At 63.0% G+C, this 12,773-nt stretch carries 11 protein-coding genes; 1 reads left to right on the top strand and 10 read right to left on the bottom strand.

Annotation, left to right across the window (positions count from 1 at the left end; translation table 11 throughout):
- Positions 1-5: 5 nt before the first annotated feature.
- From AC0L2D_RS09640 to AC0L2D_RS09610, 7 genes are all read right to left on the bottom strand, one after another.
- Entirely contained in the window at positions 6-2,273 is a 2,268-nt protein-coding gene (locus tag AC0L2D_RS09640) for a transglycosylase domain-containing protein (RefSeq protein ID WP_127368519.1), read from the bottom strand.
- 169 nt (positions 2,274-2,442) lie between these two features.
- Complete coding sequence (locus AC0L2D_RS09635; RefSeq protein ID WP_473540908.1) at positions 2,443-3,357, bottom strand: hypothetical protein; 915 nt, start codon at positions 3,355-3,357, stop codon at positions 2,443-2,445.
- Between the two features lie 18 nt (positions 3,358-3,375).
- Positions 3,376-3,522, bottom strand: a complete 147-nt coding sequence (locus AC0L2D_RS09630; RefSeq protein WP_013529552.1) for a hypothetical protein — start codon at positions 3,520-3,522, stop codon at positions 3,376-3,378.
- 25 nt (positions 3,523-3,547) lie between these two features.
- On the bottom strand, positions 3,548-3,802 hold the full coding sequence (locus AC0L2D_RS09625; protein ID WP_013529551.1) for a GlsB/YeaQ/YmgE family stress response membrane protein: 255 nt from the start codon (positions 3,800-3,802) through the stop codon (positions 3,548-3,550).
- Between the two features lie 110 nt (positions 3,803-3,912).
- Positions 3,913-4,116: a hypothetical protein gene (locus AC0L2D_RS09620; RefSeq protein WP_013529550.1), complete on the bottom strand. Its 204-nt coding sequence runs from the start codon at positions 4,114-4,116 to the stop codon at positions 3,913-3,915.
- A gap of 100 nt (positions 4,117-4,216) precedes the next feature.
- On the bottom strand, positions 4,217-4,837 hold the full coding sequence (locus AC0L2D_RS09615; RefSeq protein WP_013529549.1) for a ribonuclease D: 621 nt from the start codon (positions 4,835-4,837) through the stop codon (positions 4,217-4,219).
- A 123-nt stretch (positions 4,838-4,960) separates the two neighbouring features.
- Positions 4,961-6,346 carry a M20/M25/M40 family metallo-hydrolase gene (locus AC0L2D_RS09610; protein WP_473540907.1) on the bottom strand — a complete coding sequence of 462 codons (1,386 nt, stop codon included), beginning with the start codon at positions 6,344-6,346 and terminating at the stop codon, positions 4,961-4,963.
- A gap of 416 nt (positions 6,347-6,762) precedes the next feature.
- On the opposite strand from AC0L2D_RS09610, the gene polA reads away from it, so the two are divergent.
- Positions 6,763-9,714 (top strand): DNA polymerase I, encoded by a 2,952-nt coding sequence (gene polA, locus AC0L2D_RS09605; RefSeq protein WP_164767692.1) that lies wholly within the window; start codon positions 6,763-6,765, stop codon positions 9,712-9,714.
- A 151-nt stretch (positions 9,715-9,865) separates the two neighbouring features.
- Here the strand turns inward: polA and AC0L2D_RS09600 are convergent, their stop codons facing one another.
- The 3 genes from AC0L2D_RS09600 to AC0L2D_RS09590 all read right to left on the bottom strand — a co-directional run bounded on the left by AC0L2D_RS09600 (position 9,866) and on the right by AC0L2D_RS09590 (position 12,773).
- On the bottom strand, positions 9,866-10,270 hold the full coding sequence (locus AC0L2D_RS09600; protein WP_109658718.1) for a Fur family transcriptional regulator: 405 nt from the start codon (positions 10,268-10,270) through the stop codon (positions 9,866-9,868).
- 193 nt (positions 10,271-10,463) lie between these two features.
- Positions 10,464-11,510, bottom strand: a complete 1,047-nt coding sequence (mgrA, locus tag AC0L2D_RS09595) for an L-glyceraldehyde 3-phosphate reductase (RefSeq protein WP_473540905.1) — start codon at positions 11,508-11,510, stop codon at positions 10,464-10,466.
- Between the two features lie 120 nt (positions 11,511-11,630).
- The gene (locus tag AC0L2D_RS09590) at positions 11,631-12,773 is read right to left on the bottom strand and encodes a Gfo/Idh/MocA family protein (RefSeq protein ID WP_473540904.1); all 1,143 of its coding nucleotides are present in this window, start codon (positions 12,771-12,773) and stop codon (positions 11,631-11,633) included.

The raw sequence follows: 12,773 nt of genomic DNA, 5'->3' as shown, positions 1-12,773 counted from the left end.
TCTACTCAGCCGCCAAGGAGGTCGAGGATCGAGGTCTGCCGCTTCTTGCGCGGGCCGCCGACGTCGCCTGGCGGCACCGGGTGCTTGATCGACGCGGTGGCGCCGTCATCCCCCGGCATGGAAAGGCCATCGGCATCGACGGTTTGGGCGGGACGGGCCGCGCGGACCGGCGCTGGCGCTTGGGCAACCGGCGCTGCTGGCCGCGCTGGTGCCTGCTGGCCGACCGACGTCGACGGAACCGGCGCCGTGTTGTTCGCCGAGGGTATCTCGTCGGGGACGATTGTGTCGGCCGGCGTCGATTTCCAGGTGCCGGGCAGCGGCCGCACCGGCACACCCTCGTGGGCCGCAACCATGAACTCGTGCCAGGCCTGCGCCGGCAGTGCACCGCCGGTGACCTTCTTCATCGGGCTGCCATCATCATTGCCGAACCACACACCGGTGGTGAGGTTGGCGGTGTAGCCGACGAACCAGGCGTCGCGCGAATTCTGACTGGTGCCGGTCTTGCCGGCCGATGGCCAGGCGAAAGCCGCTTTCCGGGCAGTGCCGATCTCAACCGTGCCCGTCATCATCGAGTTCATCATGCCGACGATCTCAGGCTTGACGACGCGCGGCGCGCTGCCGCCGCCGCTGTCGTAAAGCACTTTGCCCTCGGTGGTCGTCACGCGCCGGATGAAATGGATGTCGGGCTTGTAGCCGCCATTGGCAAAGGGGACATAGGCCGATGTCAACTCCAGCGGCGTCACTTCCGAAGTGCCGAGCGCGATCGAGGTGTTGGCTGTCAGGTCGGACTGGATGCCCATGCGATGCGCCGCCTCGACAACCGCGTTCGGCCCGACCTCCATGGTCAGCTGCGCTGCCACCGAATTCAAAGACTTGGCCAGCGCGGTGGCCAGCGTCACCTTGCCGAAATACTTGCCGCCGTAATTGTCGGGCGTCCAGTTGCCGATCTTGATCGGCGCATCGTTGCGGATGCTGTCGGGCGTGCGGCCGGCTTCAAGAGCGGCCATATAGACGAACGGCTTGAATGCCGAGCCCGGCTGGCGACGTGCCTCCGAAGCACGGTCGAACTGGCTGGTCGAATAGTCGTAGCCGCCGACCATGGCGCGCACCGCACCGGAATCGTCGATCGACACCAGGGCGCCCTGGCTGACGTTGAGTTTCTTGCCGCTGTCGTCGATCAGCCTGCGGATCGATTGCTCGGCGAGCTTCTGCAGGTTCAGGTCGACGGTGCTGTCGATGACGATATCGCCGCGTACGTCGCCGATCAGGTCGGGCAGTTCCTCCATGATGGTATCGGCGACGTAATTCTCCGAGCCGGTCCAATAGGAAGGCGCACGCGTTGCCGGCGCGCTCATCGCCGAGGTCAGTTCCTTGGCGCTGATCTTGCCCTCGTCGCGCATGGCGGCAAGCACCAGCTGTGAGCGTTCCTCGGCGGCCTTGGGATCGCGTGCCGGCGACAGCCGCGACGGCGCCTTCAGCAGGCCGGCAAGCAATGCGGCTTCCGACAGGGTGACGTCGCGCGCGCTCTTGCCGAAATAGCGGCGCGAGGCGGCTTCGACGCCATAGGCGCCAGAGCCGAAATAGACCCGGTTCAGATACATTTCGAGGATCTGGTCCTTGGTGTGCTTGTGCTCCAGCCATAGCGCCAGCAGCACTTCCTGCACCTTGCGCTCCAGCGTGCGGTCGGGTGTCAGGAACAGGTTCTTGGCCAATTGCTGGGTCAGCGTCGAGCCACCCTGCGAGAAATGCCCGCCAAGCACATTGGTGACCATCGCGCGGGAAAGCCCGATCGGGTCGATGCCGAAATGCGAGTAGAAGCGCCGATCTTCGATGGCGATGACGGCTTCCGGGATATAGGGCGACATTTCGTGCAGGCCGACCGCCTCGCCGCCGCTCATGCCGCGATTGGCGAGCAATTGGCCATCTGCCGAGACGATCTTGATGTTGGGGGCGCGGTCGGGAATCGACCAGGTCGTCGCCGCCGGCATCTTGGCACCGTAGTAGATGACGATGCCGGCCACGGCGATGCCGCCCCAGATGGCGAGCACGAAGCACCAGTAGAATAGCCGGCCGAGCACGCCGAACAGGCCGCGCCGGCTTCTGCCGCGCTTGACCCGCGACGATTTCCCTTTGGCCGGCTTGCGTTTTGCGGAGGCTTTGCGATTGCTCGGCACGACGCGATCCTCCTCGTTCACCGAAAGACCCGCCGAGGACCGCGCCTGCGGCGGCCCCTCGAAACTGGGTTCGATGCGACTGTCTCTGCGGTTCGCCATGCGCTGTGCTTGATGTCCCCGATGCCTATGGCGTTCGGGTTGAAGAGTAGATGCGGCGATTTAAGGGCGGGTTAAGTCGTGTTCGAATGCCGGCCTTGGGGTTGGGCAGCCAAAAACGCCAGCGTCTGCTCTTTGCAGGTTACTGACACCACGCTATTCGCTGTCTCGTTCAGATGGGCTCGAACTTCACATCCGGCTGGTCGGGACCGCCGGCTTGCCGCAACAGCGCGACAATGTGTTCGCCCCTGTCGACCGGCTGTCGCCTCCAGTTCGAGGCGTTCGTGACGTGCAGCCAGCCATCGACCATCATGAAAAAATCCTCGGATTGATCATGTCCGGCGCCGAAGCGAAGCGATTTGTTTTCAGCGAATCGAACCAGCGCCGGATCGATCGACCTGTAGAGCACAGGCCAGTTGCCGCCGCCGGAATCCATATGAAACTTGTAGCTCGGGGCGAAATCCAGTCGTCGCCGCAACAGGCTTCCGTCGAAAAAACAGAAGCCGGGCCACAGGAACCAGCCGCCTGGCGTCGGCGTATCGCGCCGCACGCTGCCGTAGAGGCTTTTGCCCTCCATCCGGGCGCGGATCGAAAACGGTTCAGTCGGAAAGATGTCATGATCGATGAAGCCGAACAGCTTCGGCCCGAACCTGGGCAAGAAATTCCGCACGATCCAGTTGAGCGCTTGACCGTGCGATCTGCTGACGACCAGCCTGTTCTTCGGCAATGCGACATAGGGGACATGCTGGCGACGGCAGAGATCGCGGATTGCTTCCCTTGCCTCGCCCTTGTTGCTGTTGTCGAAAACGATGTAGCTTTCGTGCTCGGCCAGGTATCGGCGTACCAGGTGGATCTGCCATTCGATCATTTCGGGCCGGTTGAAGGCCACGGTGGCGACGACCGCATCGCGGAATACCTGCTCTTGCCCCTGCAATTCGCTGACCGGTGCGGATGTCCTCAGAAAGCGAAACACCCGCCAACGATAGCGCAGCAGCGCCTCGCGCCTTGGCGGCCTGTTCAGCCTCTCCCATTCCGCCGCGGTGATCGGGGGCTGATCGACGTCTTCCGGGGCGTCAGAAGCAACCATGTCGCGCCCCCGCATAGCTTAGTTCTGCTGGATCGAAATGCCCTTGTCGTCGATCTTGAGCTCGACGCCCTTGGGTTTGGTCTGCTCGCGATAGACATAGATGCCGAGCGCGATGACCACGACGACGAGCGCGCCGATGACGAGATAGAGCGTATTCTGTTTCATGGCGCGCTCTTTGCGTTGTCGAGCCTCAGGCTCGTTTCAGAACCTTGACCAGCACCAGCAGGATGATGGCGCCGATCGTGGCATGGATGATCGCGGCGAGAGTGCCGCCGCCGATGGAAAAGCCGATCCGCGGAAACAGCCAGCCGGCGATGAACGCACCGACGATGCCCACGATGATGTTGCCGATCAGGCCGAAGCCGAAGCCGGAAACGATGAGACCGGCGAGCCAGCCGGCGATGGCACCGATGATGATGAAGACGAGCAGGCTTTCGACACCCATAGCGATTTCCTCCGAGCAAGAGGGCGACCGCGGACCGGAAAGCCCCGAATCGGCCTCGATATCAACGGCTTCAGGCTATTCGAAAGCAGCCGGTCTCACCAGCGGCGCGCTCATTGATCGTCGTCGTCGCTTGCGGCAGGGCGCCAGCTGGTCGGCTCGACCTTCTTTTGCGTGTGACTGTCGATATAGACCCACCAGCCGTCGTCGCGATATTGCGCGATGGATTCGTTGATGACGCCGTCGCTGTCCTTCCAGGTCACGGAGACCTTGGAGCCGTCTGTCGGCGCGGTCGCAATCGGCTTTCTGTCCGCCATGTCATTATCCCCAATTGCACCGACAAACTGAGCCGACAGAACGCGACGGCCTGTATCCGGTTCCAAACGGTCACCGGCCCGCGGAGCGCGCCCACGGCCCTCAGCTATGGGCGAAGATATCCTCTTCGTCCCAGCCCATCAGGTCAAGCTTGGCACGCGTCGGCAGGAAGCGGAAGCAGGCATCGGCCTCCTTGGTCCGCCCATCGCGCGCCAGCCGTCCGGCCAGTACATCGCGCAACCGGTGCAGATAGAGCACGTCGGAAGCCGCATATTCGAGCTGCTCGGGCGACAGCGTCTCGGCCGCCCAGTCCGACGATTGCTGCGCCTTGGACAGCCCGACGCCGAGAAGCTCGAAGCAGATGTCCTTGAGCCCGTGGCGGTCGGTATAGGTGCGGGTCAGCCGCGAGGCGATCTTGGTGCAGAACACCGGCTCCGGCATGACGCCGAACGCATTGTAGAGAACGGCAAGATCGAAGCGGCCGTAGTGGAACAGCTTGGTTACGCCGCGGTTCCTCAGCAGGCTGACGAGGTTCGGCGCCTTCTTCTGGCCGGGCGCGATCTGGATGACGTCGGCGCTGCCGTCGCCAGGCGAAATCTGCACCACGCACAGCCGGTCGCGATGCGGATTGAGCCCGAGCGTTTCGGTGTCGATGGCCACTGCCCCGACATTGTAGTGCGAGAGGTCGGGCAGGTCGTTTTTATGGAAACGGATATCGGCCATTGTCTTCTCCGGTCGAGCCCTACAGTGCCCCTGACCCGCAGGGGGTGCTGCAGCGCTTTATCTTGTGGCCCGTCCTCGCCGCGATCGGCTGAAAAATCAACAAGAAAACAGGGGTTCCGCTGCTCAGCGCGTCAAGGCATCGAGAATCCGCGCCCAGGAGCGCTGGCCCTTGTGGAAGGAGCTGAGCTCGTATTTCTCGTTGGGCGAGTGGATGCGGTCGTCGTCGAGGCCGAACCCGACCAGCAGCGATTCCATGCCGAGATAGGTCTGGAAATCGCCGACAACCGGAATGGAGCCGCCGCTGCCCGTCGTAACCGCCGGCTTCGGCCATTCGTCGGACAGCGCATTCTTGGCCTTGGCCAGGAAGGGCGAGTCGTAGGAAAGCTGGATTGCCGGCGAGCCGCCATGCGGATGGAATTCGACGGAACAGTCGGCCGGAATGCGCTCCTTGACGAACTTCTGGAACGCGGCCCGGATTTTTTTCGGGTCCTGCTTGTGGACGAGGCGAAACGAGACCTTCGCCGAGGCTTCGGCCGCGATCACCGTCTTGAAGCCCTTACCGGTATAGCCGCCGATGATGCCGTTGAACTCGGCCGTCGGCCGCGCCCAGGTCAATTCCAGCACGGAGCGGCCCTTTTCGCCCGACGGGATCGACAGGCCGACCGGTCCCAGGAACGTCTCGGCAGTCTCGCCGAGCGTCTCCCATGATTTCAGGATCTGCGACGGCGTTTCCTCGACGCCATCATAGAAGCCGGGAATGGTGATGTGGCCGTCCTTGTCGTGGATATCGGCCAGCACCCTGGCCAGGATGCGGATCGGGTTGGCGGCGGCACCACCATAGAGGCCCGAATGCAGGTCGCGGTCGGCGGCCTTCACCGTGATCTCCTCACCCACCAGCCCGCGCAATCCGACGCAGATCGACGGCGTGTCGCGATCCCACATGCCGGTATCGCAGACCAGCGCGAAATCGGCCTTGAGTTCGTCGGCATTGGCCTCGAGGAACGGCTTCAGCGAAGGCGAACCGGATTCCTCCTCGCCCTCGAACAGGATGGTGATGCGGCAAGGCAGATTGCCATGCACCTGTTTCCAGGCGCGGCAAGCCTCGACGAAGGTCATCAACTGGCCCTTGTCGTCGGCCGACCCCCGACCGACGATCACCTTGTGGTCCGGCCCGACCTCCTTGACAGCAGGCGCGAACGGATCGCTTTCCCACAATTCGATCGGGTCGACCGGCTGAACGTCATAATGGCCGTAAAACAGCACATGCGGCGAACCGGCCGGGCCGTCATGGTGCGCAACCACCATCGGGTGGCCGGGCGTGTCGCGAACGCTGGCGTCGAAGCCGATCAGCTCGAGTTCGGCCACCAGCCATTCCGCCGCCTTGCGGCAGTCGGCGGCATAGGCTGGATCGGTGGAGATGGACTTGATCCTGAGCAAGCCGAACAGGCGCTCGAGGCTCTGGTCGAGATTCTTGACGAGACGGTCGAGGACGGGGGAAACTGCGGACATATGTGAAGCCTTTCGATTCAGAACCGGAACCGTAAAGGCATGACGGGAAAACGAAAAGCCCGCGATCATTGGACCACGGGCTGCAAACGTCTCTGCGAGGCAAAAAAAGACCGCCGTGGTGGAGGGGGAACCACGGCGGCCTTCTACTCGAAACGATGCGGCAGCCCGGAGAGGGGGGATAGGCTGCCGCAGGTGTCCGGGATAGGCGGGGGACGGGCCTTGCTCCGGACTCGGCGAAAACTGCCGATGACGTGTATTTGGGTCTCTGAACGTGGCGATTCAAGGGCACGAAAATTACAGTTTTGTAACATGGGCGTGAGCAGGGTGACGGCGATCTGTCAGGGTGTTGCCGGAACCGATAGTCGAGGCTGCCTTTGGCATGGACCAAGCCGCCGCGCCGCGCTATCCCTGCCGGCATGAAAAAAGGCGATCATCTCTTCCTTGTCGACGGCTCCGGCTACATCTTCCGTGCCTATCACGCGCTGCCGCCGCTGACCCGCAAATCCGACGGCCTGCCGGTCGGCGCCGTTTCCGGCTTCTGCAACATGCTGTGGAAGCTGATGCTCGACGCCCGCAATACCGATGTAGGCATCGTGCCGACGCATTTCGCCGTCATTTTCGACTATTCGTCAAAAACCTTCCGCAACGATCTCTACCCCGAATACAAGGCCAACCGCTCGGCACCGCCGGAAGATTTGATCCCGCAATTCGGCCTGATCCGCCAGGCGACCAGGGCGTTCAACCTGCCCTGCGTCGAGATCGAAGGCTACGAGGCTGACGATCTGATCGCCACCTATGCGAGGCTCGCCTGCGAAGCCGGCGGCGATACCACCATCATCTCCTCCGATAAGGATTTGATGCAACTGGTTGGCGATACGGTCGCCATGTACGACCCGATGAAGGACCGCCAGATCGGAATTCCGGAGGTCATCGAGAAATGGGGCGTGCCGCCGGAGAAGATGGTCGACCTGCAGGCACTGACCGGCGATTCGGTCGACAATGTGCCTGGTGTGCCCGGCATCGGGCCGAAGACGGCGGCGCAACTGCTCGAACAGTTCGGTGACCTCGACACGCTGCTGGCCCGGGCCGGCGAGATCAAGCAGGACAAGCGCCGGGAATCGATCATCGCCAACGCCGACAAGGCGCGCATTTCTCGTCAGCTGGTGACGCTAATGAACGACGTACCGGTGACCGAGGGTCTGGAGGATTTCGTCCTGCACGCGCCCGACGGCCCGAAGCTGATCGGTTTCCTCAAGACCATGGAATTCACCTCGCTGACCCGCCGTGTCGCGGAAGCGACCAGCACCGAGGCCGGCGACGTCCAGGCCGTCGCGGTCACCGTCGAACGCGCCGATCATGCCCATGGCCCAGACGTTGGCGCCGGTTTGCCGCCGGTTGCCCGGAACGCGCCTGGCACTGAACCGGACGAAGCCGGCGGGACGGCGGAGACGTCAAAACAAGGCGATACCCCCTCCCTGCTCGCGGCACTAAGGCTGGAGCGCGCGGCCACCGGCAAGATCGACATTTCGGCCTATCACTGCATCCGCGATATCTCGACCCTGAAAGCCTGGGTCGCCGAGGCACGGGAGGCTGGCATCGCCGCCTTCGACGTCAGGGCGACATCCGCCGATCCGATGCAGGCGGAACTGATCGGCATGGCCATCGCCACGGCTCCCGGACGCGCCGCCTACATTCCCTTCGCCCATATGAGCGGCAATGGCGACCTGCTCGGTGGTGGCGCGCTCGAAAACCAGATTCCGCTGCGCGAGGCGCTGGCGGTGCTGAAACCGCTGCTCGAAGACAGATCGGTTCTCAAGATCGCGCAGAACCTAAAATACGATCTTGTCATCATGAGCCGCTACGGCGTCGATGTCGCACCGTTCGACGACACCATGCTGATCTCCTACGTGCTCGATGCCGGTACGCCCCATGGTCACGGCATGGATGCGCTTGCCGAAAAGTGGCTCGGTCATACTCCTCTTCAGCTCAAGGACGTGACCGGCTCGGGCAAAAGCTCGGTCGGTTTCGATCAGGTCGACATCGACAAGGCGACCGCTCATGCCGCCGAAGACGCCGATGTCACGCTGCGGCTCTGGCTGGTGCTGAAACCGCGGCTTGCCGCCAAGGGCCTGGTGTCTGTCTATGAGCGGCTGGAGCGGCCGCTGGTGCCGGTGCTGGCGCGCATGGAACAGCGCGGCATCTCGGTCGACCGGCAGATCCTGTCGCGGCTCTCCGGCGAACTGGCGCAGGGTGCCGCTCGCCTCGAAGAAGAAATCTACCAGCTCATCGGCGAACGCATCAACATCGGCTCGCCCAAGCAGCTCGGCGACATCCTGTTCGGGCGCATGGGCCTGCCCGGCGGTTCGAAGACCAAGACCGGCCAGTGGTCGACCTCGGCGCAGCTTCTCGAAGATCTCGCCGCCGAAGGTCACGAACTGCCGCGCAAGATCGTCGACTGGCGCCAGCTGACCAAGCTGAAATCGACCTACACCGATGCGCTGCCCGGCTTCATCCACCCCGACACCAAGCGCGTCCACACCTCCTACGCGTTGGCCGCGACGACGACGGGCCGCCTGTCATCCTCCGATCCGAACCTGCAGAACATCCCGGTGCGCACCGCCGAGGGCCGCAAGATCAGGACCGCCTTCATCACCGACAAGAGCCATCGGCTGGTCTCGGCCGACTACAGCCAGATCGAATTGCGGGTGCTCGCCCATGTCGCCGAGATCCCGCAACTGCGGCAGGCTTTCGCCGACGGCGCCGACATCCACGCCATCACCGCGTCGGAGATGTTCAACGTGCCGGTCGAAGGCATGCCGTCGGAGGTTCGCCGCCGCGCCAAGGCGATCAATTTCGGCATCATCTACGGCATTTCGGCCTTCGGTCTCGCCAACCAGCTGTCGATCCCGCGCGAGGAGGCCGGCAACTACATCAAGAAATATTTCGAACGCTTCCCCGGCATCCGCGATTACATCGAGGAGACCAAGGCCTATGCCCGCGAGCACGGCTTTGTCGAAACGATCTTCGGCCGCCGCATCCATTACCCCGACATAAGATCGTCCAACCCCTCGCTCCGCGCCTTCAACGAACGCGCCTCGATCAATGCCCGCCTGCAAGGCACCGCCGCCGACATCATCCGTCGTGCCATGATCCGCATGGAGGAGGCGCTGGAAAAAGCAGGCCTTTCGGCACGCATGCTGCTGCAGGTGCATGACGAACTGATCTTCGAGACCGTCGAGGCGGAAGTCGAGGCGACGATCCCGGTCGTGCGTCATGTCATGGAAAACGCGGCGATGCCGGCGGTCTCGATGTCGGTGCCGCTGCATGTCGACGCGCGCGCCGCCAACAACTGGGACGAGGCGCATTAGCACCAACGCAAGTTGTGTTGAGATTCAGATCAGGCCGAGCCGAAAATGGTGGATTCCGAGAACCGGAGCGGAGCGTACTTTTCGTACGTGAGCACCGGAAGCGCAGGAAGCCGCCATTTGCAGGCCGGCATCATCTGAATATCAACTCACCTCAAGCCGCCTCAGCCAAACACTTGGCACACGTCCCGCGAAACTCGATCACCGCCTTCTTGGCGGCGAAGCCGGTGGAGCGCACCCATTCGTCCAACTGGTGGCCGACATCGTGGTCGGACATTTCGGTGACCTGCCCGCATGTGTCGCAAATGGCGAAGGCAGTCATCGAATGGCTGTGGTCATGCGGCTCGGCGCAGGCGACGAAGGAATTGATGCTTTCAAGCCGATGCACGAAACCTGACTTCACCAGCGTGTCGAGCGCGCGATAGACCTGGAGCGGTGCGCGAAAACCGCGCTCGCGCAATTGGTCGAGCAAGGTGTAGGCACTGAGCGGTCCGCTGGCGGTCTCGAGTTTCTCGAGCACGCACAGCTGGTTTTTCGTCAGCACATCCCTTGCCGCCATGATCCTGTTCCAACTCGCCTTGCGTCGCTTGCGCCGCGCACAAACGATCCATGTCCCACCCAGATAGCGACGAACAGGCATTTTTGCTACTGTTTCCAGCATTCTGCCCGCAAGGCGGCCGAGAACATCGATCGGAGCGGGGCAACAGGCAGGTTGCCCGCCGTTTTTCGCTTTGCCGGCTTATCGAGCGGACCTATTTCCTCGGCGGGCCTTTGCGCTCGGCAGAAGCCGCCCACAGATTGATGTCGGATTCGCGCGCGTAGGTGTCGATCTCGGCGAGTTCGGCATCGCTGAAGTCGAGCGCCTTGAGCGCGCCGACGCTGTCCTCGACCTGCTCCGGCCGGCTGGCGCCGATCAGTGCCGAGGTCACCCTCCCCTTGCGCAGCACCCAGGCCAGCGCCATCTGCGCCAGCGTCTGTCCGCGCCTGCCGGCGATGGCGTCGAGCGCCTTGATGTTGGCGATGGTCTTGTCGTTGATGAAGGCTGTCTTCAGCGACTTGCCCTGCGACGCACGGCTGCCGTCCGGAATGCCGCCGAGATACTTGTCCGTCAGCATGCCTTGCGCCAGCGGCGAGAACACGATGGAGCCAACGCCGAGCCCTTCGAGCGTGTCGAGCAAGCCGTCTTCCTCCACCCAGCGGTTCAGCATCGAATAGCTCGGCTGGTGGATGACGCAAGGCGTGCCAAGCTGCTTCAAGATATCGGCCGCCTCGCGCGTGCGCTGCGAATTGTAGGACGAGATGCCGGCATAGAGCGCCTTGCCCGAGCGCACGGCATGGTCGAGCGCACCCATCGTTTCTTCCAGCGGCGTGTCGGGATCGAAACGGTGCGAATAGAAGATATCGACATAGTCGAGCCCCATCCGCTTGAGGCTCTGGTCGAGGCTGGCCAGAATGTATTTGCGCCCACCCCATTCGCCGTAGGGCCCGGCCCACATCTGGTAACCGGCCTTGGTCGAGATGATCAGTTCGTCGCGGTAGGCAGCGAAGTCGGTGCGCAGGATCTCACCGAAGGCGGTTTCGGCAGAACCGGGCGGCGGACCGTAATTGTTGGCGAGGTCGAAATGCGTGATGCCGAGGTCGAAGGCCTTGCGCGCGATCGCCTGCTTGGTCTTGTGCGGCGTGTCGTTGCCGAAATTGTGCCACAGGCCCAGCGAGATCGCCGGCAGCTTCAGGCCGGAGTGGCCACAGCGGTTGTAGACCATTTTCTCGTAACGGTTTTCGGCGGGCGTGTAGGGCATCGGAAAATCCTCGAATGGAAACGAGCCGGTCGGCTGCATCGTCACAACGCGGCGAGTTGGCTCTGCCCCCACCCTTACCCTCTCTCCGTCGAAACGGGGAGAGGGTTGAGGTGTGCTGCCCTATTTCTTCTTCGGCAAAAGCGCCTTGGCTTCCTTGACGCCAAGTGCGGCCGGCCGTTCGCAGGTGGTCTGCATGGCGACGAACTTGCCGGTTTCGCCGGAACGCAGCAGGCCGGTCATCACGTCGACGGCGTGCAGCGCCAGCTCCATCGAACAGCGGTGCGGCCGACCTTCCGCGATCGCCACCGCCATATCGGCAAGGCCTGACGTGCGGTAGTTGGCCATCATGCCTTGCGAATGCATCTCGTTGGGCACGCCGAACGGATGCGGCCAGTTCGGCAGCTTCTTGACCGGCTTGGCCGCGACGGTGAAGCGAACGTCACCACCGAAGAAGTTCGGGTCCGGCACAAACACCGTACCCGCCTCGCCATAAAGCTCCATCGGCGCGTGGCCGTGGGCCCAGACGTCCCAGCTGGTGTTGAGCGTGATAACGGCGCCGTTCTCGAACTCCAGCAGCCCGTGGATGGTTGTCGGCGTGTTGACCGGTATCTTTTCACCCGCGCGCGGCTTTGAACTGATCGTGCGCTCCTTGGCCGGCGTCGTCGCGAAGGCCGCGACCTGCTTCACCGGCCCGATCAACTGGATCAGATTGGTGATGTAATATGGTCCGATGTCGAGCACCGGCCCCGCGCCTGGCTGGAAGAAGAAATCCGGATTGGGGTGCCAGTGCTCCATGCCGTGGCCCATGACATGGCACGTGCCACTCGTGATCTTGCCAAGCTTGCCGGTGTCGATCAGGCTGCGCACCAATTGATGCGCGCCGCCGAGGAAAGTGTCTGGCGCCGAGCCGATGCGCAGGCCCTTTTTCTCCGCCCGCTTCTTAAGGTCGAGCCCTTCCTTGACCGACAGCACGAACGGCTTTTCCGAATAGACGTGCTTGCCGGCGTCGAGGATCTGCTTCGAGACCTCGTAGTGCACCGCCGGGATGGTCAGGTTGACGATGATGTCGATGTCGTCGGCCTTGAGCAGGTCTTCGACGGTGTCGGCGCGCAGCTTGAACTCCTTCGCCCGAGCCTTGGCCGCCTCCATGTTGATGTCGGCGCAGGCACGCATTTCAATGCCGCGAAACAGCGGCGCCAGCGAAAAATACGCCTTCGAGATGTTGCCGCAGCCGATGACGCCGATGCCAAGTTTCTTTGCCAT

It is taken from the genome of Mesorhizobium sp. WSM4833, assembly GCF_055811095.1.
This window is presented reverse-complemented; position numbering and strand designations above follow the sequence as displayed.

What these genes read in the sequence shown, in the direction of transcription:
- AC0L2D_RS09610 (WP_473540907.1), bottom strand. Translation starts at nt 6,346, where the DNA reads ATGTCCGCAGTTTCCCCCGTCCTCGACCGTCTCGTCAAGAATCTCGAC.
- AC0L2D_RS09615 (WP_013529549.1), bottom strand. Translation starts at nt 4,837, where the DNA reads ATGGCCGATATCCGTTTCCATAAAAACGACCTGCCCGACCTCTCGCAC.
- AC0L2D_RS09640 (WP_127368519.1), bottom strand. Translation starts at nt 2,273, where the DNA reads ATGGCGAACCGCAGAGACAGTCGCATCGAACCCAGTTTCGAGGGGCCG.
- mgrA (WP_473540905.1), bottom strand. Translation starts at nt 11,510, where the DNA reads ATGCCCTACACGCCCGCCGAAAACCGTTACGAGAAAATGGTCTACAAC.
- AC0L2D_RS09600 (WP_109658718.1), bottom strand. Translation starts at nt 10,270, where the DNA reads ATGGCGGCAAGGGATGTGCTGACGAAAAACCAGCTGTGCGTGCTCGAG.
- AC0L2D_RS09635 (WP_473540908.1), bottom strand. Translation starts at nt 3,357, where the DNA reads ATGGTTGCTTCTGACGCCCCGGAAGACGTCGATCAGCCCCCGATCACC.
- polA (WP_164767692.1), top strand. Translation starts at nt 6,763, where the DNA reads ATGAAAAAAGGCGATCATCTCTTCCTTGTCGACGGCTCCGGCTACATC.
- AC0L2D_RS09620 (WP_013529550.1), bottom strand. Translation starts at nt 4,116, where the DNA reads ATGGCGGACAGAAAGCCGATTGCGACCGCGCCGACAGACGGCTCCAAG.
- AC0L2D_RS09625 (WP_013529551.1), bottom strand. Translation starts at nt 3,802, where the DNA reads ATGGGTGTCGAAAGCCTGCTCGTCTTCATCATCATCGGTGCCATCGCC.
- AC0L2D_RS09590 (WP_473540904.1), bottom strand. Translation starts at nt 12,773, where the DNA reads ATGGCAAAGAAACTTGGCATCGGCGTCATCGGCTGCGGCAACATCTCG.
- AC0L2D_RS09630 (WP_013529552.1), bottom strand. Translation starts at nt 3,522, where the DNA reads ATGAAACAGAATACGCTCTATCTCGTCATCGGCGCGCTCGTCGTCGTG.